This window comes from Halococcus sp. PRR34 (assembly GCF_028617175.1).
Classification (GTDB): Archaea; Halobacteriota; Halobacteria; order Halobacteriales; family Halococcaceae; genus Halococcus; species Halococcus salifodinae.
On the sequence record NZ_JAQJDA010000006.1, the window covers coordinates 155,735 to 181,511 of the forward strand.

The 25,777-nt window shown below is 65.4% G+C and carries 26 protein-coding genes and 1 tRNA gene; 14 read left to right on the forward strand and 13 right to left on the reverse strand.

All coding sequences use genetic code 11. The features are described from left to right. Positions 1-76: 76 nt before the first annotated feature. Positions 77-928, reverse strand: coding sequence for an SDR family oxidoreductase (locus PHA81_RS09910; protein WP_273836648.1), 852 nt, complete (start codon positions 926-928; stop codon positions 77-79). Between the two features lie 258 nt (positions 929-1,186). Here PHA81_RS09910 and PHA81_RS09915 point away from each other — a divergent pair, with 258 nt between their 5' ends. The 4 genes from PHA81_RS09915 (at position 1,187) to PHA81_RS09930 (ending at position 4,697) form a co-directional block, all read left to right on the forward strand. After that, positions 1,187-1,336 (forward strand): hypothetical protein, encoded by a 150-nt coding sequence (locus PHA81_RS09915; RefSeq protein WP_161606967.1) that lies wholly within the window; start codon positions 1,187-1,189, stop codon positions 1,334-1,336. 78 nt (positions 1,337-1,414) lie between these two features. After that, the gene (locus PHA81_RS09920; RefSeq protein WP_273836649.1) at positions 1,415-2,674 is read left to right on the forward strand and encodes an HD domain-containing protein; all 1,260 of its coding nucleotides are present in this window, start codon (positions 1,415-1,417) and stop codon (positions 2,672-2,674) included. Between the two features lie 258 nt (positions 2,675-2,932). Beyond that, positions 2,933-3,979: an amidohydrolase family protein gene (locus PHA81_RS09925; protein ID WP_273836650.1), complete on the forward strand. Its 1,047-nt coding sequence runs from the start codon at positions 2,933-2,935 to the stop codon at positions 3,977-3,979. A 232-nt stretch (positions 3,980-4,211) separates the two neighbouring features. Then, positions 4,212-4,697, forward strand: a complete 486-nt coding sequence (locus PHA81_RS09930) for a universal stress protein (protein WP_273836651.1) — start codon at positions 4,212-4,214, stop codon at positions 4,695-4,697. A 10-nt stretch (positions 4,698-4,707) separates the two neighbouring features. Here the strand turns inward: PHA81_RS09930 and PHA81_RS09935 are convergent, their stop codons facing one another. Then, positions 4,708-5,634 carry a biotin--[acetyl-CoA-carboxylase] ligase gene (locus PHA81_RS09935; RefSeq protein WP_273836652.1) on the reverse strand — a complete coding sequence of 309 codons (927 nt, stop codon included), beginning with the start codon at positions 5,632-5,634 and terminating at the stop codon, positions 4,708-4,710. Between the two features lie 718 nt (positions 5,635-6,352). Further along, a complete protein-coding gene (locus PHA81_RS09940; protein WP_005044153.1) occupies positions 6,353-8,197 on the reverse strand; it encodes a biotin carboxylase N-terminal domain-containing protein in 1,845 nt (614 codons plus the stop codon). A gap of 310 nt (positions 8,198-8,507) precedes the next feature. Between PHA81_RS09940 and PHA81_RS09945 the strand changes: the two genes are divergently transcribed. Next, complete coding sequence (locus PHA81_RS09945; protein ID WP_273836653.1) at positions 8,508-9,365, forward strand: class I SAM-dependent methyltransferase; 858 nt, start codon at positions 8,508-8,510, stop codon at positions 9,363-9,365. A 15-nt stretch (positions 9,366-9,380) separates the two neighbouring features. Here PHA81_RS09945 and PHA81_RS09950 read toward each other — a convergent pair whose 3' ends face one another. The 5 genes from PHA81_RS09950 to PHA81_RS09970 form a co-directional block, all read right to left on the reverse strand. Beyond that, complete coding sequence (locus PHA81_RS09950) at positions 9,381-9,674, reverse strand: hypothetical protein (RefSeq protein ID WP_005044149.1); 294 nt, start codon at positions 9,672-9,674, stop codon at positions 9,381-9,383. Continuing rightward, complete coding sequence (locus PHA81_RS09955) at positions 9,674-11,230, reverse strand: acyl-CoA carboxylase subunit beta (RefSeq protein ID WP_005044148.1); 1,557 nt, start codon at positions 11,228-11,230, stop codon at positions 9,674-9,676. Before PHA81_RS09955 ends, PHA81_RS09950 begins: the two co-directional genes overlap by 1 nt. A 99-nt stretch (positions 11,231-11,329) precedes the next feature. After that, positions 11,330-12,688 carry a sodium-dependent transporter gene (locus tag PHA81_RS09960; protein ID WP_273836654.1) on the reverse strand — a complete coding sequence of 453 codons (1,359 nt, stop codon included), beginning with the start codon at positions 12,686-12,688 and terminating at the stop codon, positions 11,330-11,332. A 65-nt stretch (positions 12,689-12,753) separates the two neighbouring features. Continuing rightward, positions 12,754-13,461: an SDR family oxidoreductase gene (locus tag PHA81_RS09965; protein ID WP_273836655.1), complete on the reverse strand. Its 708-nt coding sequence runs from the start codon at positions 13,459-13,461 to the stop codon at positions 12,754-12,756. Between the two features lie 42 nt (positions 13,462-13,503). Next, positions 13,504-14,487 carry an NADPH:quinone reductase gene (locus tag PHA81_RS09970; RefSeq protein WP_273836656.1) on the reverse strand — a complete coding sequence of 328 codons (984 nt, stop codon included), beginning with the start codon at positions 14,485-14,487 and terminating at the stop codon, positions 13,504-13,506. A gap of 107 nt (positions 14,488-14,594) precedes the next feature. On the opposite strand from PHA81_RS09970, the gene PHA81_RS09975 reads away from it, so the two are divergent. The 6 genes from PHA81_RS09975 to PHA81_RS10000 all read left to right on the forward strand — a co-directional run bounded on the left by PHA81_RS09975 (position 14,595) and on the right by PHA81_RS10000 (position 18,877). Next, positions 14,595-15,254 carry a glycerophosphodiester phosphodiesterase gene (locus PHA81_RS09975; RefSeq protein WP_273836657.1) on the forward strand — a complete coding sequence of 220 codons (660 nt, stop codon included), beginning with the start codon at positions 14,595-14,597 and terminating at the stop codon, positions 15,252-15,254. Positions 15,255-15,292: 38 nt separating this feature from the next. After that, complete coding sequence (locus PHA81_RS09980; protein ID WP_273836658.1) at positions 15,293-15,496, forward strand: hypothetical protein; 204 nt, start codon at positions 15,293-15,295, stop codon at positions 15,494-15,496. A gap of 141 nt (positions 15,497-15,637) precedes the next feature. Beyond that, the gene (gene sucC, locus PHA81_RS09985) at positions 15,638-16,783 is read left to right on the forward strand and encodes an ADP-forming succinate--CoA ligase subunit beta (RefSeq protein ID WP_273836659.1); all 1,146 of its coding nucleotides are present in this window, start codon (positions 15,638-15,640) and stop codon (positions 16,781-16,783) included. Continuing rightward, entirely contained in the window at positions 16,780-17,649 is an 870-nt protein-coding gene (gene sucD / locus PHA81_RS09990; protein WP_005044132.1) for a succinate--CoA ligase subunit alpha, read from the forward strand. Before sucC ends, sucD begins: the two co-directional genes overlap by 4 nt. A 138-nt stretch (positions 17,650-17,787) precedes the next feature. Continuing rightward, positions 17,788-18,087 (forward strand): MazG nucleotide pyrophosphohydrolase domain-containing protein, encoded by a 300-nt coding sequence (locus PHA81_RS09995; protein ID WP_273836660.1) that lies wholly within the window; start codon positions 17,788-17,790, stop codon positions 18,085-18,087. A gap of 268 nt (positions 18,088-18,355) precedes the next feature. Then, complete coding sequence (locus PHA81_RS10000) at positions 18,356-18,877, forward strand: hypothetical protein (protein ID WP_273836661.1); 522 nt, start codon at positions 18,356-18,358, stop codon at positions 18,875-18,877. Between the two features lie 168 nt (positions 18,878-19,045). Here PHA81_RS10000 and PHA81_RS10005 read toward each other — a convergent pair whose 3' ends face one another. From PHA81_RS10005 to thiC, 4 genes are all read right to left on the reverse strand, one after another. Beyond that, on the reverse strand, positions 19,046-19,642 hold the full coding sequence (locus PHA81_RS10005; RefSeq protein WP_273836662.1) for a hypothetical protein: 597 nt from the start codon (positions 19,640-19,642) through the stop codon (positions 19,046-19,048). A gap of 434 nt (positions 19,643-20,076) precedes the next feature. Beyond that, a tRNA-Val gene (locus PHA81_RS10010) sits at positions 20,077-20,151 on the reverse strand. A 39-nt stretch (positions 20,152-20,190) separates the two neighbouring features. Beyond that, the gene (locus PHA81_RS10015) at positions 20,191-20,724 is read right to left on the reverse strand and encodes a cob(I)yrinic acid a,c-diamide adenosyltransferase (protein WP_273836663.1); all 534 of its coding nucleotides are present in this window, start codon (positions 20,722-20,724) and stop codon (positions 20,191-20,193) included. Between the two features lie 91 nt (positions 20,725-20,815). Beyond that, positions 20,816-22,267, reverse strand: a complete 1,452-nt coding sequence (gene thiC / locus PHA81_RS10020) for a phosphomethylpyrimidine synthase ThiC (protein ID WP_273836664.1) — start codon at positions 22,265-22,267, stop codon at positions 20,816-20,818. Between the two features lie 138 nt (positions 22,268-22,405). On the opposite strand from thiC, the gene PHA81_RS10025 reads away from it, so the two are divergent. After that, complete coding sequence (locus PHA81_RS10025; protein WP_273836665.1) at positions 22,406-23,668, forward strand: MgtC/SapB family protein; 1,263 nt, start codon at positions 22,406-22,408, stop codon at positions 23,666-23,668. 107 nt (positions 23,669-23,775) lie between these two features. Continuing rightward, positions 23,776-24,240 (forward strand): hypothetical protein, encoded by a 465-nt coding sequence (locus PHA81_RS10030; protein WP_273836667.1) that lies wholly within the window; start codon positions 23,776-23,778, stop codon positions 24,238-24,240. A gap of 137 nt (positions 24,241-24,377) precedes the next feature. Here the strand turns inward: PHA81_RS10030 and PHA81_RS10035 are convergent, their stop codons facing one another. Further along, the gene (locus tag PHA81_RS10035; RefSeq protein ID WP_273836668.1) at positions 24,378-24,503 is read right to left on the reverse strand and encodes a hypothetical protein; all 126 of its coding nucleotides are present in this window, start codon (positions 24,501-24,503) and stop codon (positions 24,378-24,380) included. 193 nt (positions 24,504-24,696) lie between these two features. On the opposite strand from PHA81_RS10035, the gene PHA81_RS10040 reads away from it, so the two are divergent. Then, positions 24,697-25,737: a zinc-binding dehydrogenase gene (locus PHA81_RS10040; RefSeq protein ID WP_273836716.1), complete on the forward strand. Its 1,041-nt coding sequence runs from the start codon at positions 24,697-24,699 to the stop codon at positions 25,735-25,737. The last annotated feature ends 40 nt before the right edge of the window (positions 25,738-25,777 follow it).

A 25,777-nucleotide genomic window follows, 5' to 3' on the forward strand; every position in this document is an offset into this window, starting at 1 on the left:
GGCGGAGTAAACGCTTGTGCTCGTCCCGTCGTGCGGACTGCCGAGACGAGCGTTCGAAGATTCGGGGAGCGATTCGCTACACGGGTCGTTCGTAGTCGGAATCGAACATCTGCGCGGACAACGGTGCCGGATCGCCCTCGGTGAGGTTGTACTCGGCGAAATCGTCGACGCCGGCCTCGCGGAGGATCTCCTCGTCGTAGACCGCGTTGCCGGTGTATTCGGTGTCGCGATCGAGGAGTTCGAGCACCGTGTCCGCGACGATGGCGGGCGAGCGCCAGTCGTCCTCGGTGCCCATGCCGAAGTACCGCGTCGCGCGGGTGTCGATCGCGGTCACCGGCCAGAACGCGTTGGCCGCGATCCCGTCGGCTTCGAGTTCGCCCGCGAGCGAGAGCGTGACGAACGTCATCCCCATTTTCGACCATGCGTAGGCGGCCTTCCCCGGCCCGCGATCCATCGCCACCGGCGGCGCGTTCGTCAGGATGCGTCCACCGCCGATCTCGCGCAGGTGCGGGACGAACGCGCGGGACGTGAGATACGTCCCGCGGACGTTGACCGCCGTCATGAGGTCGAAGCGGTTCGCGGGCATCGACTCGATGTTCGCGATCTCGATCGCGCTGGCGTTGTTGATGACGATGTCGATCTCGCCGAAGACGTCGATCGCTTCCGTGGCGGCCGCGGCGACCGCCTCGGCGTCGCGGAGATCGAGCTGGATGGCGTGGGAAGCGACGCCGCGCGCCTCGCACTCGTCGGCGGTTTCGTGGATCGTCCCGTCGAGATCTGAATCCGTGTCGTCGACGGTCTTGCCTGTCGAGACGACGTTGCAACCACGATCGGCGAGAGAGAGGGCGATCGCCTTGCCGATTCCCCGTGTCGTCCCGGTGATGAACGCCGTGCGACCGTCGAGATCCGGGGCAGCCACGTCGGACATACTCCCGTACAGTGTGGCCCGGACATAAGGCTGTGCGAGGGGCGGAGGTGTCCGAATAAACGCCAGACGACGATAGCGAACGAACCACCGCGATAGCTTCCACGAGCAGCGACAGTCTCAGCGTCAGGGGTCTCGATGGGTATAAATCGCTACGTCGATTACCGTAACGTCCCAGTGACCAGATCATGAACCAGAAACTCCCGCAACGATTCACGACGGGGCGAGAACCGACGTCCGTGCCAGCGGGGTGGCAGTGAGATGCCCTGGGGCGTCCACACGGAGTTCACCGACGAGGAAGGCCCGGAAGTCGAGATCGACGAGGAGCAGGAGGCCGTCGAACGCGGCGAGGACGGCACCGAAACCACCGAGTCGTTCGATATCGACGAGGCAATCGAAAACATCGACTGAGCGAGCGCACCGCGACCGGCACGACAGCGACGGGTTGGGCACGTAACCTTTTCACCGAACGCGCCGAAGCCTCCGCCGATGAAGACGATCAAGGACAGTGTCCACGACCACATCGAGGTCGCGGGCGTCGCGCGGGACCTCCTCGACACCTCCGCCGTCCAGCGCCTCCGCCACGTCCGCCAGCTTGGTACTGTCGATCTCGTCTACCCCTCCGCCAACCACACTCGCTTCGAACACAGCCTCGGCGTCTACCACCTCGCCGACCGTGCCCTCTCCCATCTCGGCATCGAGGGTCGCCAGGCCGAACGCGTCCGGGCGGCCGCGCTGCTCCACGACGTCGGCCACGGTCCCTACAGCCACAACCTCGAAGCCCTCGTTCACCGCCGTACCGGGAAGTTCCACGACGACGTCGACGAGCTCCTCGCGACCGGGGAGGTCGCCACGATCCTCGCGACCCACGACCTTGATCCCGACCGGATCGCGGGCCTCGTGGCGGGCGAGGGCCGGCTCGGCCAGCTCGTTTCTGGAGAACTCGATGTCGACCGGATGGACTACCTGGTGCGAGACGCCCACCACACCGGCGTTCCCTATGGGACTGTAGACCACGGCCGGCTCGTCCGGGAGCTCCGGTTCGTCGACGGCGAACTCGCGCTGGCGGAGGGCAACGTCCAGACCGCCGAATCGCTGCTGCTCGCGCGGGCGCTGATGAACCCGACAGTGTACAGCCACCCCGTCGCGCGGATCGGCAAGGCGATGCTCCGGCGCGCGGCCGAGCGGCTGCTCGACGGCGACAGCGATGGGGAAAACGAACGCGGCGACGAGGCGATCGACGCCGAGGATCTCCGCCGGATGGACGACCACGACCTCCTCGTGGCACTCCGGAGCCACGACCGGACCGCGACGGACGCCGCACGACTCGGTCGACGGGATCTCTACAAACGCGCAGTCTGGGCCGAACTCCGCGATACGCCCGACGAGATCGTGGACGCAGATCACGCGACCGTCCGCGGGTGGGAGGCAGAGATCGCCGACAGCGCCGGGGTCGATGCCGGCGACGTGATCCTCGACGTGCCCGCGCGCCCGAGCATGACCGAGTCCTCCTCGCGGGTCGTGGTGAGCAGCGAGATCCGGCCGCTGGGCCGCCAGTCGACCTTGGTCGAGGCGCTCAACACTACCCAGCGCGACCAGTGGCGGCTCGGCGTGTACGCGCCAGGCGACCTCACCGAGCGGGTTGGAACGGCTGCCGTTTCGGTGCTCGGGCTCGACATCGACGGCACGCTCGTCTCGGACGTCCGGCCAGGCATTCACGCGACGCTCGACGAGTTTGCGACCAAGTGACGACGGAAGACGGATTCTTGGCCGGAAGATGGCCGAGCGACTTGCTGCAGAACCCGGTGACGGAAGCAGATCGTTTTACGACGAATCGCGATACAAATGAGAGACCGTGGGCCACGCCCTCCCCAACCGATTCGCTCGCTTCGCTCGCTCATCCCTCGCGCGAGTCGCGCCTTCGGCGCTCCCGCGCGCCACCGCCGGTGATGGACCGGGTTCATAGCCGACAGTGTGATTCAAGGCCGCCGCCGACCGAGCGCGAGCATGAACATCGAGGGCACGATTCTCCGCGGACGGGAACTCGAACCGATCGAGGGCCGGGTCGTGATCGAGGACGGCGAAATCGTCGCAGTCGAAGAGACCGCCGTCGATTCCGCGAACGTCGTCCTACCGGCGTTCATCAACGCCCACACCCACATCGGCGACTCGATCGCGAAGGAGGCCGGTGGTGGTCTCTCGCTCGACGATCTCGTCGCACCGCCCGATGGGCTGAAACACCAGTTGCTCCGGGAAGCAAGTCACGAGGAACTCGTCGCGGCCATGCGCCGGACGATCACGTTCATGCGCGAGACCGGGACGGGCGCGTTCTGCGAGTTCCGCGAGGGCGACGTGGAGGGGGTGCATGCGATCGAGGATGCGCTCGCCGACTCCGATCTGGATGCGACAGTGCTCGGCCGCGGCTCGGTCGCGGCGATGGAGGCGAGCGACGGCTACGGCGCGAGCGGCGCGCGCGACGACGAGTTCGCCCGCGAGCGCGAAACGACCCACGAGGCGGGCAAACTGTTCGGGATCCACGCCGGCGAGCGCGACCCTCACGACATCGCCCCCGCGCTTGACCTCGATCCCGACTTTTTGGTCCACATGGTCCACGCCGAACCCGACCACCTCGATCGCGTCGAGCGCGAGGCCCGGCCAGTGGTAATCTGCCCACGCTCGAACCTCGTGACCGGAGTCGGCGTTCCGCCAGTCCACGATCTCACCGACCGGACGACGGTCGCACTCGGGACCGACAACGCGATGCTCGACAGCCCCTCGATGTTCCGCGAGATGGAGTTCACCGCGAAGCTCACGGACGTGTCGGCCCGCGAGGTGCTCCGGATGGCGACGATCAACGGGGCCGAGATCCTGGATCTCGACTGTGGAATTATCGAGCCTGGCCGCGAGGCGCGCGTGCTCGTGCTCGACGGCGACTCGAACAACCTCCACGGCGCACGCGACCCCATTCGGGCGGTCGTCCGCCGGGCGGGGGTCGGCGACGTCGAGCGCGTGGTGCTGCCGAGCGGAGCGGCGAACGGATCGGTTCCGGGCTGAAGAGCGCCGGGCGTGTGGGTTCTGTGCGAACTTCTTCGAGGTCGACGACGAGGTCGAGGCAGCCGGCATCGCGCTCGACGGCGGCGCTGACGAACACGGGCCGGACATCGCAGGACTGGTCGAAGACGGCTATCAGATCGTCAACGTCGGGTAGGTCGGCAGCGTCGCTCGCGTTCGCCACTTTTCCCCATGGGCGAGAAGAATTAACACGACCCGGTGCGAACGTCGGGGCGTGTACGATCGCATCCTCGTCCCGACCGACGGCTCGCCCGGAGCGGATCGCGTGGTCGATCACGCCGCCGAACTGGCGGTGATCCACGACGCCGAGCTCCACGCGATCTACGTGGTCAACACCGCGGGCTACGCCGGGCTACCGGCCGACACCGCGATCGAGGGCCTCGGATCGATGTTGAACGAGCAGGGCGAGGCGGCGCTCGATCGGGCCGCGGGATGGGTCGATGACGTCCCGTTCGAGCGCGTGCTCGCCGACGGCGCACCGAGCTCGGAGATCGTCGAGTACGCGGAGAGCGAGGAGTGTGACCTGATCGTGATGGGAACCCACGGCCGCGGCGGCATCAACCGTCTCCTGCTGGGAAGCGTCGCCGAGCGGGTCGTTCGTACCTCGTCGGTGCCCGTTCTCACGGTGCGGGTCAATGGAGAACAAACGGACGAGTCCTCGACGGACGACGTGACCGACGAACCGGCGAGCGGATCGTAGACGACGGTTTTCACGCCGGACGGAGATGTTCGCAGTCGCCGGCGTGAACACGGATCGGGCCGTCGTCGGTCTCGACGACCAAGCTGCCGGGGAACTCGACGTCGACGGCCTCGCCCACGATCTCGTCGGCCGGGGTCTCGACCCGTACTCGCTGCCCGATCGTGAGCGCGTGCTCGCGCCACGCCCCGATGACCCGCTCGGGATCGGTCCGGAGCGCGTCGAACCGTTCGAGGAGGCGCTGGACGAACCGTCGTCGATCCACGCTTTCGGTGTGGGCGAGCAGGCCGGTCGCGCCCTCGGGGAGGTCCTCCACACCGACGTTGATCCCGATACCGATAACAACCCACGAGACTCGATCGGCCTCGCCCTCCATCTCGGTGAGAATCCCCGCGAGTTTCTGGTCGCCGTCCGTCCCGGGAACGAGGAGATCGTTCGGCCACTTGATCCGGGCGTCGACGCCGGCTTCGCGGGCGGTTTCGGTCGCTGCGACCGCCGCCGCGAGCGTCAGGATCGGGGCGTGGGCCGGCGGCAGATCGGGCCGGCAGAGCACGCTCAGCCAGATCCCGCCGGGTGGTGAGACCCAGCCCCGATCGAGTCGTCCCCGACCGCCGGTCTGCTCGTCGGCGACCACCGCGACGTCGGTCGCACCCTCGGTGGCGAGTTTGCGTGCACGGGCGTTCGTGCTCGGGAGGCTGTCGTGGTATTCGACCGTGAAGGGCGCGTCAAGGCCGAACTCGATGGCCGGGCCGCCGTACTCGGGGACGCCAGCCAGACGGTAGCCGGTGTCGTCGCTCTCGACCGCGAAACCGGCCTCGCGGAGCGCCTCGACGTGTTTCCAGATCGCTGCGCGCGAGACGTCGAGCCTGGCGGCGAGATCGGGGCCCGAAATCGGCCCGTCGGCGATGGCGTCGAGGACTTCGCGGCGCGTCTCCTGCATACTGGCGAGTACGGTCGTCGGGACATAAATCAGTGTGACACGAACCGTCTGCGTGGGATCGGTTTTTGTCCGCGGAGCGGTGCGGTCCTGGCGTCCTGACGAGCACAGCGAGCCAGAGCTCAGGAGAGCTTTGCTCTCCTGGCGTCTCGTGTGAGTGAAACGAGCACGAGGCTTGTCGGAGATTTCTCTGACAGCGGATGAAGGGCGAGCGCCCTGACGGGCGCGAGGGCTTCGGCGGTCGCGGTGTGGGCGCGGTTGCGGTCGGCACCAGCATCTGAACCGTGAACGAGGCCGAAGTTCTCGTGAGCCGGAGGCGAACGAGAGCACGGAAGAGCTCCGCTCTTCCGGAGGCCGAGTGAGCGGGTGTTTTTAGTCCACCGGAAGACTCGCTTCGCTCACGGCTCGTTCCTCGCCGTTCGCATTGAGGCGCTCCTGTCGGTCGCGCCTCTCACCGCTCGTCTTCCGAGCCTTGTGGTTCGAAGTCTTCGATTTTCGTCATCACGAAACGGCGAAGCCGTTTCGAAGGACTTCGCTACGCTCAGCAAGACAGGTTTTTGCGAGGAGAGAGGTTCCTTCGGAACCTCTTACAGCCGGCGCTTCGCGCCGGCGATAGCGAGGGACGCTTCGTGTCCCTCGTACCGTGCGAACGGGTGCTTCGCACCCGTGAGCAGAGAGTGGTGGGCGAGCGAGCGCACCCGACGAAGTAAAAAAGTGGCCCTCAGTTGAGAACGACGAGCACGTCGCCCATGTCGACCGACTCGCCTTCGCTCGCGGCGACCTCGGCGACGGTGCCGCCACGGGAGGCGACCACGTCGTTTTCCATCTTCATGGCTTCGAGCACACAGAGCACGTCGCCCGCCGACACTTCGTCGCCGACCTCGACGTTCACGTCCAGAATCGTCCCCTGCATCTCGGCGGTGACCTGCTCGCCCTCGGCGGTGCTCGCGCTGCCGCCGTCATCGCTGCCGCCGTCGCTCGGCCCCGCGGCGTCGAGCTGTTGGGTGCTGCCACCGCCACCGGAGCCGCCCGCCTGGATCGGCGGCGCGCCGTGCTCTTCGAGATCGACCTCGAAGCGCTTGCCGTTGACCTCGACCACGAACTCGCGCCGCGTGACCTCTTCTTCGCCCGTGTCCGCGGAGGAGTCTTCGAGTCCCCACTTCTCCTGGGCGGCGTCGATCCGCTCGGGATCGAGGCCGTCGTCGAGGTACTTCGTGGTGTGTCTGCCGTCGAGGAACTCGTCATCGGTGAGCATCAGACGATGGAAGGGGACGATCGTCGGGAAGCCCTCGATCGTGTAGTCCGCGAGCGCGCGCTTCCCGCGGGCGACGCACTCCTCGCGGTCTGCGCCCCACGTGATGAGCTTCGCGACCATCGAATCGTAGGCGGTCACGAGGTCGTCACCCTGCCGGGGGGCGTCGTCGACCCGGACGCCGATGCCGCCCGGCGGGTCGTAGATATCGAACGCCCCGCCGGTGGCGGGCGAGAAGTCGTCCGCGGCGTTCTCGGCGTTGATCCGGAACTCCATCGCGTGACCCTCGAGTTCGACGTCGTCCTGGGCGAAGGTGAGTTCCTCGCCGGCGGCGACCCGGAGCTGCCACTTCACGATGTCGATGCCGGTGAGTTCCTCCGTGACGGTGTGTTCGACCTGGATCCGCGTGTTGACTTCGAGGAAGTAGAAGTCGGTGTCGGCGTCGAGCAGTCCGTCGTCGTTGCGATCCTCGTCCTCGACGAGGAACTCGAACGTCCCGGCGTTGTAGTAGTCGCCGGCGTCGGCACCTCGTCGGGCGGCCTCGGCGATTTTCTCCCTGAGATCGTCGGTGAGCGCGGGACTGGGGCCCTCCTCGATGACCTTCTGCTGGCGTCGCTGGAGCGAACAGTCCCGTTCGCCGAGGTGGCGGACGTTGCCGTGCTGGTCGGCGAGGATCTGGATCTCGACGTGACGGGCGTTGTCGAGAAACCGCTCCAGATAGACCGAATCGTTCGAGAAGTACGCCTCTCCCTCGCGTTTCGCCGTTTCGAGCTGTTCTTCGGCCTCGTCGGGACCGTGGACGACCTTCTGGCCCATCCCACCACCGCCGCCCTCGGCCTTGATGAGGACGGGAAAGCCGTGTTCCTCGCCGAACTCGCGGACCTGTTCGGGCTCCTCGACGGCTTCGGTGGTTCCGGGGACGATCGGAACATCGGCCTCGCCCATCACTTGCCGGGCGTGGGTCTTCTCGCCGAGGCGCTCCATCGCGCCGCTGGACGGGCCGATCCAGGTGACACCCTCGGTCTCCTCGACGCGGGCGGCGAAGTCGGCGTTCTCTGCCATGAACCCGTATCCCGGGTGGATCGCGTCGGCATCGGCCTTCTCGGCCGCCCCGATGACCGCCTCGCCGTCGTTGTAGGAGTCGGCCGCGCGGGCAGGGCCGATGTTGTAGGCTTCGTCGGCGTACCGGACGTGTCCCGCCTCGGAGTCGGCCTCGGAGTAGACCGCCACGGTGTCGACGCCGAGTTCCTCACACGCGCGCATTACCCGAATCGCGATCTCCCCTCGATTGGCGACGAGAACCTTCTCGAACATTCCTGGCGGTGGCTACTGGGAGTCGGGTGATAAACCATGCGGAGCGTCCCGCCAGTCGGTTCAACGAAAGAGCTTTCTTGGACGGCAGTGAGATCGAATTCGTGACACCTACTCCACCCGGTGTCGGCGCTCGTGGCAATGGACCGCAGTCCTAACTTTTCGTCAGGTGGAGCCTCGCACGGATCGTGCCGGTCGGGGTGAAACCCGACGCACTGTCCCTATTCGTTCGACGACCGACACGCGATTCGATACGGATGTACACTCAACCACGAGACACCGACCGCGACCGATCCCGAACGGAGCATCGCCGATGAGCGACATGGACCCAGAGAGCTACTACGACGAACTCGCCGAGGGCGAGTGGGAGCGTCTCGACCGCGATCCAGTGACCCGCATGGAGTTCGCGAACACGACGGCGTACCTGGCTCGCGACCTGCCCGAGTCGGATCGCGAGCGATCGGGTGCGGATGGACGTGCCAGTAGCCACGTTCTCGATGTGGGTGGTGCAGCGGGTCGATACACCGTCTGGCTCGCCGAGCGTGGCCACGACGTGTCGCTCGTCGATCTCTCTGCCACACAGGTCGCACTCGCTCGCGAAAACGCCACCGAGCGAGGGCTCGCCGACCACGTTACGGCCGAACAGGGCGACATGCGCGCCCTCCCGTTCGCCGACGACACCTTCGACGCGGTGTGCTGTCTCGGCGGCCCGCTGAGTCACGTCGTCGACGCCGACGAGCGCGCGTGCGCGATGGCCGAACTCCGACGGGTCGCCCGCACCGACGCACCCGTCTTCGTCTCGGTCATCGGCCGTCTCGCCGCCCTCCAGGACATCATCAAGTTCAACCTCGATGGGAGTCACGGGCTGCTCGGCCCTATCGCGGAAACCGGCGACTACACCGCCGACCTCGTCGCCGAACGCGGTGACGGCGAGGGATGGGCCGAGTGTCACTTCTTCCGCGCCGCCGAGTTCGAGGCCGAACTGGAGCAGGCGGGGTTCGCTGTCGAGCAGTTGGTCGGCCTCGAAGGCGTCGCCGCCCGGATGAAGCACGAACTCTCAGGGGCCGACGGGGAGGCGATCGAGGACGTTCGCGAGGTCGTGCGGACGCTTCGAGAGGACCCGGTCGCCGTGGACTTCTCGGAGCACATCCTCGCCGTCTGTCGGAACTGACCGCGTCCGACCACACTACAGTCGGTCGGTTCGCCCGGCGGCGGCCCACGGATCGGTCGGCGCGTCGAGCGGAACGCGCACGTCACGGTGCTGCAACTGCGAGACGCGCCCGGCGAACCGCCATCGATCCCCCTCCCACGATGGTTCCTCGTCCACCGCTGCCTCGGCGGCCGCCGCAGCTTGGTCACGGAGATGCGCCCCGAGCGCCGCGGCGATCGCGGCGGCCTCGCCCGAGTCGGCATCGTCGGGGATCGCAGCCGCGAGTGCGTCCATCCGATCCTGGCCGTCGGCGGGTTGATCGGTCGTCATTACAGCGGAATGTTCCCGTGTTTCCGGTCGGGGCCGGATTTGCGCTTGTTCGAGAGCATTTCGAGGTCGTCGATCAGGATCGGGCGGGTGGTGTGTGGTTCGATCACGTCGTCGACGAAGCCGCGCTCGGCCGCCGTGTAGGGGTTCGCGAAGGTGTCTCGGTACTCGTCGATCAGCTCCTCGCGGCGAGCCTCGGTGTCGTCGGCCGCGTCGAGTTCGTCGTCGTAGAGCACGTTGACCGCACCCTGGGGGCCCATCACCGCGATCTCCGCGGTGGGCCACGCGTAGTTCACGTCGGCATCGATATGTTTCGACGCCATCACGTCGTACGCGCCGCCGTAGGCCTTTCTGGTGATAACAGTCAAGAGGGGGACCGTGGCCTCGGAGTACGCATACAGGAGCTTCGCGCCGTGTTTGATGATGCCGCCTTTTTCCTGATCGGTGCCGGGCATGAAGCCAGGGACGTCGACGAACGTCACGAGCGGGATGTTGAACGCGTCGCAAAAGCGGACGAACCGCGAGCCCTTGAGCGAGGCGTCGATGTCGAGCGTGCCGGCGTTCACGCGGGGCTGGTTGGCGACCACGCCCACCGGCCGGCCATCGAGCCGGGCGAACGCGGTCACGAGGTTGCGGGCGTAGGAATCCGCGACCGTGAAGAACGAGCCCTCGTCGACGATCCGCTCGATGACCGCCGTGATGTCGTAGGGTTTCCGGGGCGCGTCGGGAACGAGGTCTTTGAGTTCGTCGTCCTGGCGGTCGGGATCGTCCCACGGGTCGACTCTTGGGGGGTCCTCGACGTTGTTCTGGGGGAGATAGGAGAGCAGTCGTCGGATGTCGTCGAGCGCTTGCTTCTCGTCGGCCTCCGAAAAGTGCGCGACGCCGCTCTCGCCGGTGTGAGTCGACGCACCGCCCAACTCCTCGAAGGAGACCTCCTCGCCCGTGACGGTCTCGATGACGTCCGGGCCGGTGATGAACATATGCGAGGTGTCCTCGACCATGAAGATGAAATCCGTGATGGCGGGTGAGTAGACCGCACCGCCGGCGCAGGGACCCATGATCGCCGAGATCTGCGGGACGACGCCCGACGCCTGCTGATTCCGATGAAAGACCTCGGCGTACCCAGCCAGTGAGTCGATCCCCTCCTGAATGCGTGCGCCAGCGGAGTCGTTGAGGCCGATGATGGGTGCGCCGACTTCCATCGCCTCGTCCATCACCTTACAGACCTTCTGAGCGAACACTTCTCCCAGGGATCCCCCGAACACTGTGAAGTCGTGGGCGAAGACGAACACCGTGCGGCCGTCGACGTCGCCGTAGCCCGTCACGACGCCGTCGCCCGGAATCTCGCGCTCGTCCATGTCGAAGTTGGTCGAGCGGTGCGTTCGAAGCTGATCGAACTCGTGGAAGGTGTCGTCGTCGAGGAAGTAGTCGACGCGCTCGCGCGCGGTCATCTTCCCCTTCTCGTGCTGGGACTCGATGCGCTCCTCGCCGCCGCCGAGTTCGGCGGCGCGCTTTCGCGCCCGGAGCTCCTCGATGGGATCGTCGTGATCGTCGGTCATGGTTTCACGCCCTCGGCACCGTGCATACCGGGCGGTGGCAGGGCTCCCGAAAAGGGATTCCGGTGGAGGATGCGGGGTGGTCGCAGTGTGCGGGTCGACCTATCGAAGCGGGCTAGGGATGAAGTAATAGCCCGTATCGGGTGTGGCGAAGAGGTCCCAGAGGTTGAGCGCGACCACGATCACGACCACCGCGAGGACCACCGTCCGGAGCCACCAGAGCCAGATCGATGCGAGCGAGCCGCTCGTCGATCCCGTCCGGAGCTCGTCGATCGCATCGCGGCCGAGCACCCACCCGACGAACAGCACCACGAGCAGGACGGCGAGCGGGAGGAGGAGAGTGACGCCGATCCCGTCGAACCAGTTGAGCCACGCGGTGTCGTACGCCGAGGGGATCCCGAGCGCGAAGACGACCGCGCCGAGCCCCGCTGCGGTCGGGAGCCGCGAGAACCCGTAGTTGTCGACGAGGAAGGCGACGGCGGCTTCGAGCAGGCTGATCGCCGACGAGAGCGCCGCGATCAGGATGACGCCAAAGAAGACGATCCCGACCGCCTGGCCCACCAGCTCGCCGCCGGGCAGCTCCGCGAGTGCGGTCGGGATCGCGACGAACACCGCACCGGGACCGCCCCCGCCGGCTTCGATACCCTGAGCGAACAGCAGCGGAAGCACCACGAGTCCGGCGAGCACGCCGATGGCGGTGTTCGAGACCGCGATCGAGAACCCGTCGACCGGGAGGCTGTCGTCCTCGCCGAGATAGGAGGCGTAGGTGATCATCACGCTGAACCCGAGCGAGAGGCTGAAGAGTGCCTGGCCGAACGCTGCGGGAAGCACGCTCCCGAAGTTCGAGACGATGACGTCGAAGTCGGGATTGAGGAAAAAGGCGTAGCCCTCACTCGCACCGGGCAGCGTCGCCGCGAACACCGCGAGCCCGACGAGCATCACGACGACTGCGGGGACCATCACCTTCGTCGCGAGCTCGATCCCGTCCTCGATCCCGAGCGCGACGATCCCGATCGTGATGAGCATGAAGACTGCGTGGGTACCGATCGAGGACAGGCCCACGGAGATCGCCCCGAAATACCCCTCGGGCGCGGCGAGCGCGTTGCCGGTGACGCTACCGCCGATGTATCGAAGCACCCAGCCGCCGATCACGCTGTAGTACGAGAGGGTCCAGAAGGCCGCGATCACGCCGACCGCGCCGACGAACCACCACCCTGGCCGGCCGAGTTTGCGGAAGGCACCGATCGCGCTGGTGTTCGCCCGCCGGCCGATCACGAACTCCGCGAGGATCGCCGGCAGCCCGATGACCAACACCGCGAGGAGGTAGACGACCAGGAAGGCCGCCCCGCCGTTTTCGGAAGTGATGAACGGAAAGCGCCAGATGTTCCCCAACCCCACCGCGCTACCGATCGCCGCGAGGAGGAAGCCGAGTCTCGTCGCCCACGTTTCGCGTTCTGCCATGACTGGCGGGATTTCGCGTCCCGGTTCAAAAACTCCGCGAATCACGCGCGAAACCGTGTGACTCGTTAGGCTTCCCCGTACACCGGGACCGCCGCACCGCTCGTGACGCCGGCCGCGTCGCTACACAGGAAGAGCACGACCTCGGCGATTTCGGCCGGCGTGGGCCAGCTTTCGTGGTCGGCGTCGGACATCATCTCGCGGTTCGCGGGCGTGTCGATCACCTTCGGCATGATCGCGTTCGCGCGCAGCTCGCCCCGGTTCTCCTCGGCGATGGTCTCGGTCAACAGCCGGACGCCCGCCTTCGCCGCCCGATAGGGGCCATCGCCCTCGCCGCCTTCGAGCGACGACTTCGCCGACACCGAGACGATCGCGCCATCGCTCTCCCGGAGGTAGGGGATCGCGTGTTTCGAGCCGAGGAACATCGTTCTGAGGTTGACATCGAACAGCATCCCGAACTCGTCGGCGTCGGTCTCCTCGATCGGCTGGCCGCCGCGCCACGTGCCCGCGATGTTACACAGCGCGTCGAGTCTTCCGTGATCGTCGACGACCGCCTCGACGACGCGCTCGACGTCGGCCTCGTCGGTGAAGTCGGCCTCGTAGAACTCCACGCCGTCGGCATCGAGCAGCGAGTCATCGTCGTCGGGCGCGACGAGATCGGTCGCACAGACGGTCGCGCCAGCGGCCTGGAAGCGCTCGCAGATCCCGCTGCCGAGCGCGCCGCTCGCGCCCGTGACGAGCACGACCCGATCGTCGACGTCGAAGTCGGTCGACATGGCTCGATGGACGCGGGCGAAGGGTATAAACGCAGTCCCGGTTCAGGGAACGAGCACGAGTTTCCCGAGGAAGCTGTCCTCCAGTACCGCGCGCTGGGCCTCGCCCGCCTCGTCCAGCCCGTACTCGCGGGCCACGTCGATGGTCAGGTCGCCCTGCTCCATGAGATAGGCCAGCCGGCGCAGCGGGACCCGGAGATCCGGAGTGTTGAACATGCTCATGAACTGGTATCTGACGTCCTTGCTCCGGGCGACGCCGTCGTTCTCGAACCCCACCGCGGGATCGTGTTCGCCGATGCCGACCACCCGCGCGCCCGTCGCGGCCACCTCGGCGTCGAACTGGAGGTAGTCGTCAAGGCGGTGGTCGAGGATCACGTCGACACCCTCGCCGGCAGCGCCGGCACGGGCGGTGCTCGCTTCGCAGACGGCGGCGGCGAGATCGTCGCGCGAGTAATCGAACACCGCGTCAGCGCCGAGCTCGTGGAGGCGGTCGTGGTACTCCGGCGCGGCAGTCGTGACGACGTGCGCCCCGGTCGCGGCGGCGATCTGGATCGCGGCGTGGCCCACGCCGCCCGACCCGCCGTGGACGAGACAGGTCTCACCGGGTTCGAGGGTTGCGTGGTCGACCAGCGCGCGCCACGCGGTGACGACGGCGACGCCCGCGCCGCCAGCCGCGGTCGCGTCCGCCCCGTCGGGAAGACGGACGATCCGATCCTCGGGAACGGTCGCGTATTCGGCGTAGCCGCCGTGGTGATTCCGACCGAGACCGGTGGCGTAGACCCGGTCACCTGCGGCGAAGCTCTCGACACCGTCGCCGATGGCAGCGACTTCGCCAGCGAGATCGACCCCGGGCGTCATCGGCAGCTCGAACGGGTCGTACGAACCCTCGCGGAAGTAGGTGTCGACGGGGTTGACGCCGGCAGCCCGAACCTCGACCAGTATCTCATGGCCTGCCGGATCGGGTCGGTCGATTTCGTCGACTGTCAGTACGTCGGGACCGCCGTGCTCGTGGAAACGAACGGCGCGCATACGTGGCAATCGGCGACACACAGCAAAAAACTACCTCCGAGCGATCCGCTGCCGTCGCCCGCCTTCCTTCGGCAGGTCTTTGGCTCCCGCACCCCGATCGGGAACCGATGCGGCTGATCGCCCACCGGGGTTTTGCGGATCGTCATCCCGAGAACACGCTCGTAGCGATCGAGCGCGCGGCCTCGGACGCGGACATGATCGAACTCGACGTCCGGCGGTGTGGCTCGGGCGAGCTCGTCGTGATCCACGATGAGACCGTCGACCGAGTCACCGACGTCACCGGCCGGGTCGACGAGCTCTCGGCGGACGACCTCGCCGATTTCGACGTGCTCGACACGGGAACCGGCGTGCCGACGCTCGCAGAGGCCGCCGGCGCGATCCCTGCGGACACGGGAATCGTGATCGACTGCAAGGAACACGGTATCGCCACCGAGGCGGCCGCGGCGGCCTCCACCGTCGACAACGAGGTGATCGTCTCCTCGTTCGACGCGCCGACGCTCGATGCGCTCGAAACCGACGATCCAACTGTCGAACTCGCCTGTCTCATCGGGCTGCGGCCCGACGACGACTTCGATGATGCGCTCGCGCTCGACTGCTCGTACATCCACCCCCACTGGGGCCACTGGCTCATGACCGACGCGATCGAGCGTGCCCACGACGCGGGGATGGACGTGAACGTCTGGACGATCGACACCTCGATCGCCATCGAACGCCTCCGACAGGCGGGCGTCGACGGCGTGATCGCCGACTCGCCGGACGTTCTCTGACGCCGGCTTTTACCTATCGACGGGAAGAAGCGTTCGTCATGAGCGAGCGTCGCTGTCCGGACTGTGATGTGTCGATGACGGAAACCGAACTCACCGCTGGCGGCCAGTACGACGTGTTCGTGAAAACTGACCGGGACGGCGGGCTGCTCGATCGAGTCGGGATCGACGAGCACACCGATACTGCTGCCCATCTCTGTCCAGAATGCGGGCTGATTCGGCTGTACGCCGACATCGCGGAGTGATACTATCGGTCGGCAGCGGCGTATGACGGGATTCCGCCGTCGAGAGACAGCGATGCGATCGTTCGGAATCCGATGGCATGTGCCGCCGACCGGCAGTCGAATCGACGGGATTTAAGCGGCCGGCACCCCCCTCTCGAAGCGATGCGACTTCACGAGTACCAGGCAAAGGAGGTCTTCGCCGAGGCCGGACTGCCGACCCCGGATGCGGAGTTGGCCGAGAGCACTGACGAGGTGCTCGCGGCGGCCGACTCGATCGGGTATCCCGTCGCGGTCAAGGCCCAGGTCCACGTCGGCGGCCGCGGCAAGGCCGGCGGCATCGAGATCGCCGACAGCGACGACGAGGTCCGCGAGGCCGCCGATTCGATCCTCGGGATGGATCTCAAGGGCTACACCGTCGATCGCGTGCTGGTCGAGGCAGCGGTCGATTTCGTCGACGAGCTCTACGTCGGCGTGACGATGGACCGCGGCGAGGGCAAGCCCGTCGCGATGGTCTCCTCGGAGGGCGGGGTGAACATCGAGGAAGTCGCCGAGGAGAACCCCGAGGCGATCGCGCGCGAACACGTCGATCCCGCGTTCGGGATGCATCCCTACCAGGCCCGGCGTGCGGTCTACGACGCCGGCGTCGAAAGCGATGTCGCGGGCGACGTCGCGGGCGTGCTCTCGACGCTCTACGACCTCTGGGCGGACAGCGATGCGGAGGACACCGAAGTGAACCCCGTGATGGTGACGAGCGACCGCGAGGTCGTGTGTGCGGACGCGGTGATGAACATCGACGACGACGCGCTCTTTCGCCACTCCGATCTCGCGGAGATGGAGGAGGCGGCCGCCGAGGACGATCTCGAAGCGAAGGCCAACGAGTACGGGTTCGACTACGTCCGTCTGGAGGGCAACGTGGGGATCATCGGCAACGGCGCGGGCCTCGTGATGACCACGCTCGACCTCGTGGACTATTATGGAGGAGCGCCCGCGAACTTCCTCGACATCGGCGGCGGCGCGAAGGCCGAGCGCGTGGCGAACGCACTCGACATGGTCTTTGCCGACGAGAACGTCGACAGCGTGGTGTTCAACATCTTCGGCGGGATCACCCGCGGCGACGAGGTCGCCCAGGGGATCAACGACGCGATCGCCCAGTTCGACGAGCTTCCGAAACCGATCGTGGTGCGGCTGGCGGGCACCAACGCGGAGGAAGGCATGGAGATCCTGAACACTGACGCGCTCGACGTGGAGGAGACGCTCGAAGGCGCAGTACAGAGAGCCGTCGAGCACGCCGGAGGTGAGAGCCAATGAGTGTGCTCGTCGACGACGACACGCGCGTGGTGGTCCAGGGAATTACGGGTGGGGAGGGCGAGTTCCACGCGGGCCAGATGATCGAGTACGGCACGAACGTGGTGGCCGGCGCGGTCCCCGGACGCGGCGGCGAGGAGGTCCACGGCGTGCCGGTGTACGATACGGTGAGTCGGGCCGCAGAGGCCGAGAACGCCGACGCCTCCGTGGTGCTCGTCCCGCCCGCGTTCGCGGCCGACGCCCTCTTCGAGGCGCTCGATTCGCCCGTCGATCTCGTGGTCGCGATCACCGAGGGCATTCCGGCCCAGGACATGGCGCGGGTGTACAAGCGCCTCGGCGAGACCGACACCCACCTCATCGGGCCGAACTGCCCGGGCGTCATCACGCCTGGCGAGGCCAAACTGGGGATTCTGCCCGGCAACATCTTCTCGTCAGGCAACGTCGGCCTGATCTCTCGCTCGGGCACCCTGACCTACCAGGTGGTCGACAACCTCACCGACCGCGGGCTGGGCCAGACCACCGCCATCGGCATCGGCGGCGATCCCATCATCGGGACGGATTTCGTGGACGCCCTCTCGCTGTTCGAGGACGATCCCGCGACCGACGCGATCGTGATGTGCGGCGAGATCGGCGGCACTGACGAGGAGGAGGCCGCCGAGTACATCGACGCGAACATGACTACCCCCGTCGCGGGGTTCATCGCGGGCCGGACCGCACCCCCCGGAAAGCGGATGGGTCACGCCGGAGCCATCGTGAGCGGGTCGGGGGCCGGCACCGCCGAGAGCAAGATCGAAGCGCTCAGCGAGGCTGGCGTCCCGGTCGGCGACACGCCCGAGGAAGTGGCCGACAACGTCGAAGAGTTGCTGTAACCCAGCTACTCGCATTTCCAGAAGCAGCGTGGAGACGGCCTCTCAAACGGTGATGAGGTCTCCGTTTAAGAATCGGTCTGCCCCAAATACAGGCTCGAACTCCCTGGGTTCTTGTCAATCGCCGCTGACGAGGGCTCCATGGACGAACAGCAGAAAGTCGCCGAGTTCGTGGACGAACACGATCTCGACAGGAGTACCGAATTCCGACTCCAGAACCTAGTCGAGGAGATCGGCGAGATCGGCGAGGACGCCATCGAATCCGCCGAATACGACGATTCACCGGGCGAGATAACCGTGACTCGCGACGAGTTCGGGGACGTCCTCTTCACGGCCCTTCAGATGGGGAAATCGGCCGGCATCGACGCCAGCGAAGCGCTCGACGCCAGCCTGGAGAAATACGAGGAGCGAATCGAGGAGTCGGGAGTCTCCTCGTCGTAGTCCCGACAACTGAAGTCGCACTGGAGCACGACGTATCGGGCGAAGGGACATGGCCATGGGGCAAGGGTCTCAATGCGACCAGCGAGTGGCACGATAGCTGGGAGCCGTGGCATGCGGAGCGCAACCGTGGTGTAGTCGATCCGTACAAATCCGGTGAGGAAGTCGACGAAACGCCACTTTGAGATAGGTTCGTCTGTAGTTTCGTGCTTCTGTCAGTTGTAACGAAAGCTAAAAAATTATTATCTGTGTAGAACAAAACACACCACACATGGTCCAAGGGCTAACGACAACTGAGTTGCTCCTTCAGTTCTTTTCTCTGTTTCTTCCAGCGATACTTGCATTAGTCGGAAGTTATGCGTTGTATTCAAAGAAACAAACTGACAAAGAAAATGCTCTTCGGTCTGCAATCAGAACAGAGATAGAGTCGGCAGAGCGACTAGAACATATATCATCATATGTTGACAACGACGGCCAAGGTCCGAAAGGGGATGAAAGACCACCAGTCCCATCTGGCTTGGCAGCAGCCACCTCCTTATACAATAGCCATTCATTCGAATTAGGTTTACTTGACAGTAGAGAGCGCGAATCAGTTGTAAACTATTACAGTAATGTCACAATTCTGAACGATATGATCGCTGCGGCACAGGAGTCTGAACTAAGCGATAGAGAACTCTTGTCTACTGAACATAATTACCTGAGGTGGCAATTGGATCGCGTAAGGGGGTTACGAAAATCGGCGTTGATTCGCTTAGACAGTGACAAGGTACCAGAAGATACCGACTTTGATTGATTAGTTTTGATGTTCTCCCCATAATATAAGTCCTCGGACTAGCCAGAATAATATGAACAAAATTAGGTTATTGGACCTGCGCGTTCGCGGCAGCGGTATAGCCATCGCGACTTCGGAACTACAAGCAGTGACGCATAGTCGGGATGTGTTTATCATATGCGCATAACTCTATTCGTCAACATACTCAATGAGTTCCTCTGCTAACTCTACACAGAAGGTCGCATCAGTGAGTGCTCTTTCACCATCCTCATTCTCAAAGATCACTGAAGGCCCCACGTTCAATTCTGGCGCACCATATTTCGCAACCTCGTAGAATTTCTCCCAGAGTTGAGTTAGAAAGATAGCCCGGATGACCTCTTCCTTTCTGTGGAAATCTGCCGGGATTTTACTGTTGAAACCCTGGGTATTGTGCGATTCGAATCCAATATCATGGGCTTTATCGAATTTCTGACCTACACTCTTGAACATTGACTTGACAGATAATTCGATGACCATCTGGCAGTCAATTATAATATTCTGGATGTGATCATCGATCTGCACTACATCCACATCCTCAGTTATCTCAGTCGTTATTGTGTCTTCAGTTTCATCAATGACTGTTCCTCTCATTTCCACCACACCATTCTCAACTGCATCTTTAGCAGATTTTCTCTGTACTAATCGTTCTTCCGCCTCGGTTATCCTATCATGAACAGAGTCCAAACGACGACGCGCCTCTTCCAGTTGAGTTCTGGCGTATTCTATATTACTGGTTTCTGGATCCATATATTATAGAAGTCACACAGCATCTTGAGAACTCTGGCCAACAGGAGCACCTTATGGCTAAGTAACAGTGTGTCGCCATTGGATATTTAGTTTATTTATTATAATTAAATTTACTCTATCTTCCGTCGATAGCGCAGTTCGTGATATGTATTCTCAGTTTGGGAAATTTATTGGTGGCACTACATTTCTGTCAGTACAACGATCGGATCCGTTGATTGAGTAAGTAACTTCCTCCAATAGCTACCAGTATACATCAATAGTTTGTAAGTACTCCTTCTCTCGTATGCTAATTTGCAGGCAGTAAGCGAGCGCATGGGTCGGGGCGGATTTGAACCGCGAGGACTTCGCTCCGCTCGTCCTCTGGGCTCAAATCCTTCGTGACAACTTTCGCGCCGCTGGCCGCTCGCTTCGCTCGCGGTGTTGCGGCGCGAAAATGGGTCGGGGCGGATTTGAACCGCCGACTTCCTCCGTGTGAAGGAGGTATCATAACCGGCCTAGATCACCGACCCGCACCCCTAATTCCCGACCTCGAAGTATAAACGTTGTCTTCAGTAGTCGGGCGCTTCCTCCGCCACCCCGTCGCGCTGGTTCACCACGCGCGCCAGGGTGAACAGCGCGTCCGAGAGCCGGTTCAGGTAGACCACCGCCGCCTCGTTCACCTCCTCCTCGCTCGCGAGCGCGACCGCGCGGCGCTCGGCCCGCCGGCAGACCGCCCGGGCGTGGTGGAGGCGCGCGCCCGCGTCGCCACCGCCAGGGAGAATGAACGACTGGAGCGGGTCGAGTTCGTCGTCGTAGGCGTCCATCCACTCCTCCAGGCGCTCGGTGCGCTCGTCGGTCATCTGCGGGTCCTCGGCGTCCGGATCGGGGTTCGCGAGATCGGCCTGGACGATGTGGAGGTGGTTCTGGATCGCGCGGAGCTGGTCGTCAACGTCGTCGTAGCCCGTCGGCCGGACCCGCCCGACAGTCGCATTCACCTCGTCGACAGTTCCATAGGCTTCGATCCGCGGACTCGCTTTCGAGACCCGGTCCATCGTCCGGAGATCGGTCTGGCCCTCGTCGCCCCGGCCCGTGTAGATCGTCATGGACGACCTCCGCCCGGCAGCGACTTATAGCCAATCGAAGCGATCGACACGGCATCCCCGGCGACTCGGGCCGAGAACCGAAACGGAACAGTCAGTCGTCCGCCGGCTCGCCGTCGCTATGGACCTCTCCACCGAGATCGGGAAGCTCCGGCACCGCGCTCGTATCGTGAGTCCCCACCGGTGGGAGATTGACCGCCGCAGCGGGCGAGGCGTCGAGGTCCACGCCCGCATCGAGCGCGTCCATCTCGCCGTCGGCGTCGCGGGCGTCCTGATCGATCCGCATCGAACAGAACTCGACGCCACACATCGAGCAGAATCGGGCGTCCTTGTAGTTGTCACCCGGCAGCGTCTGGTCGTGTGAGTCGCGGGCGCGGTCGGGATCGAGCGCGAGGTCGAACTGCTCGCGCCAGTCGAAGTTGTACCGGGCCTGTGAGAGCGCGTCGTCCCAGTCGCGCGCGCCGGGCAGCCCGTTCGCCACGTCGCCGGCGTGGGCCGCGATCCGGTAGGCCGCGAGCCCCTCCCGGACGTCCTCGGCGTCGGGCAGCCCGAGATGCTCCTTCGGCGTGACGTAACAGAGCATCGCCGCGCCCGCACGGGCGGCCTCGGTCGCGCCGATCGCGCTCGTGATGTGGTCGTAGCCCGGCGCGACGTCGGTCACCAGCGGCCCGAGGACGTAGAACGGCGCGCCGTCACAGACCTCCTGCTGGCGCTCGACGTTGTCCCGAATCTGATCCATCGGGACGTGGCCCGGCCCCTCGACCATGACCTGGACGCCGTGCTCTTGGGCGGTTCGAGTGAGCTCGCCGAGCGTGTCGAGTTCGGCGAACTGGGCCTCGTCGCTCGCGTCCGCGAGGCTCCCCGGTCGGAGCCCGTCGCCGAGGCTGAACGTGACGTCGTGCTCGGCGAAGATCTCACAGATCGCCTCGAACTCGGTGTAGAGGGGGTTCTGCATCGCGTTCTCCTCCATCCACTGGGCGAGAATCGAGCCGCCGCGCGAGACGATCCCCGTCACTCGGCCGTCGGTCAGCGGGAGGTGCTCCATCAGGACGCCCGCGTGGATCGTCATGTAATCGACACCCTGCTCGGCCTGCTTTTCGATCACGTCGAGCAGGAGTTCGTGGGTGATTGCCTCGGGGCTCTCCGCGCGCTTGACTGCCTCGTAGATCGGCACCGTGCCGATCGGCACTGGCGAGTGATCGACGTTCGCCTCGCGGATCGTGTCGAGGTCCTCACCGGTGCTCAGGTCCATCACCGTGTCCGCGCCGTAGTGGACCGCCGCGTGGAGTTTTCTGAGCTCCTCGGTCCGGTCGCTCGTGGTCTCGCTGTTGCCGATGTTGGCGTTGACCTTCGTGGCGAACTCGCGCCCGATGATCATCGGATCGAGGCTGTCGTGGGCGTGGTTCGCCGGGATCACCGCCTCGCCCGCGGCCACCTGCTCGCGGACGAACTCGGGGTCGCGGTTCTCGCGCTCGGCCACCCGCTCCATCGCCGGTGTGATCGTGCCCTCGCGGGCGGATCGAAGCTGCGTTCGGGCTCGTGCCATCGATAACTAGATTATACTACCGAGTGATAAGCGTGGCGGCTATCGTGGACGAGCGGCGGTGCAGCGATGATCGCGATGATACTGTATCCGAGCGACAGGACGACGGAGGTTTATACGTCGGCGGAGGAACGCCGAGACGTGACCCCCGTCGCTCAAGTGGCCGTCTCGCTCGACAGCCCCGTCGCGAGGATCGCGCTCGCGGGCGCACTCGGGCTGTTCCTCGGACTCGAACGCGAGTGGTCGGACAAGCCCGCGGGGATCCGGACCTTCTCGCTTATCACGCTTCTCGGTGCGGTGTTCACCGTCCTCGATCGCGATGGGTTGCTGGCGGTCGGCGGCCTGCTCGTCATCGTTCAGGGCACGGTGCTCGCGGTTCAGGGCCTCCGGGACGAGGACCTCGGACTCTCGCTCACCACCTCGGTATCGATGCTGGTCGCCTACGGCGTCGGTGCGCTGACCGCCGCCGGGTACGTCATCGAGGGCGTGACCGTCGCCGTCCTGTCCTCGCTCCTCCTCGTGCTGAAGCGCGAACTCCACACGTTCGCGGGCGGGCTCACGCGCGAAGAACTCCGCTCGACCACCGAGTTCGCCATCCTCGCGTTCGTGATCTACCCGCTCTTGCCGACCGGCGACGTCACGATCGGCTCCGGCGAACTCGCGGTCGCGATCGAACCCCGAGTGGTGTGGCTGATGGTGGTCGCGGTCGCCGCCATCGGGATCGTGAACTACGCCATCGTCAGAACGTACGGCGGGCGGGGGATCGCCGTCACGGGCTTTTTCGGGGGGTTGGCCTCCTCGACCGCCGTGGTCGGGACGATGCTGGATTCGGTTCGGCAGCGCCCGAACATGACCTCCTACGCCGTCGCCGCCGTGTTGCTCGCAGACGCGGCGATGGCGCTCCGGAACCTCGCGATCGTGCTCGCGTTCACCCTCCCGAACGTGCTCGTCGGCGCGGTCGTCCCGCTCGCGATCGTGGTCGTTGGGAGCGTCGCGATCGCGGCCATCACCGCCGACTGGAACGAACAGGTGAGTATGGACCTCGACAGCCCCTTCTCGCTCCGGAACGTGCTCGCGTTCGGCGCGATGTTCGCGGTGGTGGTCCTCGCCGGCGGGTTCGCCCAGGCCCAGTTCGGCGAGGTCGGCTTTTACGTCACTGCCGTCCTCTCGGGGCTGGTCTCGTCGGCCGGCGCGACCGCCTCAACCGTCTCACTCTATCGGACGGGGAGTCTCGGCTACGAGACCGCGGTGATCGCCGTGTTGCTCGCCACGGCGTCGAGCATCGGCGTCAAGGCCGCGTTGACTGCCGCCGGCCCGAGTCGCCAGTTCGCCACGCGGGTCGCGCTCTGGAGCGGCGTTCTCCTCACCGGGTCGCTCGCAGCGGCGGTCGTCTTGACGCTGTGAGCGGACGATCCCGACCCATCCGGTAGCTCCGTTCGTCCGTCGCCGACGTTAGTTCAGCCGCGTGATGGTCGCGAGGTTTTATTACGCCCCGATGTCGACAGTATCACATGAACTGGCGGCACACGCGACACGAGATCGCGACGAACCTCGTGGGTCGGCCGTGGTGGGTCGCTGCGGCCGGAGCGATCACGACGACGGTGTACGCGCTCGCGATGCTCTACGCCGGCAGCCAGGGAATCGATCTCGGTGCCGCCGGTCATCTCGGCGGCGCTGCCGGCGGGTTCGCCGCCGGGTTCGTCCTCGGCACCAACGTCTACGACGGCGCGTCGGCGGGGCTCCGGGCCGGCTGCTACGGGATCGCCGTGCTCGCGCTCCTACTCGGGATCACCTCGTTCGTGGTCTGGTTCGCCGCGAGCGGGACCGCCTTCCTGTTCTACTCGCCGTTTTTCGCGCTGTTCGCTGTCTGTCTGCTCGCGCCGGTGTACGCCTTCGCCGGTTTGATCGGCGGCACGATCGGGGTCACAGTCCGGCGCTGGTTCGTTCCCGACCACCTGAACCCCGAGCCGTACTGATTTCGTCGCTGCAGCTGTCAGGACGGCGGATGAACGGGCGGATCGCGCGGCCGCAGCGCAGTCGTGTCGGTCGCCTCGTCGGTCAGCGAACGCTCCCTGAAAACAGGCGGGGTGACGACGGGAGCGACGGGGCGGCGTTACAGCGTGGCTCTCGTACTATGCTCGTTGAACAGGACCCCACACTCGTTGCACCGGCGCTGGTAGCCGGTGGTCCAGCTCGGCCGGACGTTCTCGGTCGTCTTGCAGATCGGGCAGTCTGACATGGGTCACCTCGATCGCGGGTGAACCCTGCCGGCGGAACCGATTGAGGCTACCGCCCGGACTCTCCGCATGGGTACGTTGCTCACGGAATCGGCGATCGGCAGCGGCCGCGTGGCGGTCGCTGGCGCGTGGCGGTCGTGGTCGTCGATCTCCGCCATCGAAACCGCTATCCGGGCGTCGCGCCCACCACGCCCCATGCAGGCCGTCCAGTTCACCGAGCACGGCGACCGCGACGTCATCGAGTACGGCGAGTATCCCGATCCCGAACCCGATCGGAACGAGGCGCTCGTCGACGTGAAAGCCGGCGCGCTGAACCACCTCGACGTGTTCACCCGCGGCGGACTGCCGGGCGTCGATCTCGATATGCCGCACGTTCCCGGCTCCGACGCCGCCGGCGTGGTCGAGGCGGTCGGCGAGGACGTCACCCGGGTCGAACCGGGCGACCGGGTTGCGGTCACCGCCGGCCGGTCGTGTGGCGAATGCGAGTTCTGCCGCCACGGCGAACACTCGCTCTGTGAGAGTTACCACATCATCGGTGAGCACGTTCAGGGCGTGCACTCCGAGCAGGCGGCCGTCCCCGCCGAGAACCTCGTGCCGGTCCCCGAAGGAATCGACTGGGAAACCGCGGCCGCCGCGCCGCTGGTCTTCCAGACCGCGTGGCGAATGCTGGTCACGCGGGCGGACCTCGGTCCCGGCGAGTCGATCCTCGTGCTCGGTGCGTCGGGCGGCGTGGGCCACGCCGCAGTCCAGATCGCGGAGTACATCGGCGCGGAGGTGTACGCCACCGCGAGTACCGACGAGAAACTCGAGTACGCGCGCGAGTGCGGTGCGGATCACACCGTCAACTACGAAGAAACCGATTTCGCAGCCGCGATGCGCGAGGCCACCGACGGCCGCGGGGTCGACGTGGTGGTCGATTATGTGGGACCGGCGACGTGGGAGGACTCGATCAAATGTCTCGCCAAGGGTGGCCGACTCGTGACCTGCGGCGCGACCACCGGGCCGAAAGCCGAGACCAACATCAACCGAGTGTTCTGGAAGCAGGTCGATATCCTCGGCTCCACGATGGCCTCGCTGGGCGAGGTCGACGACGTGCTCTCGTTGGTGTGGGACGGCACGTTCGAGCCGAAGATCCGCGAGACGCTCCCGATGAGCGAGGCCGCCCGTGCCCACGAGATGCTCGAAGAGCGCGAAGGGTTCGGCAAAGTCGTTGTGGTTCCCGACAGCGAACGATAACTGTTCGCGTGCCGTCCCCTCACGATTTATTAGGATGCGA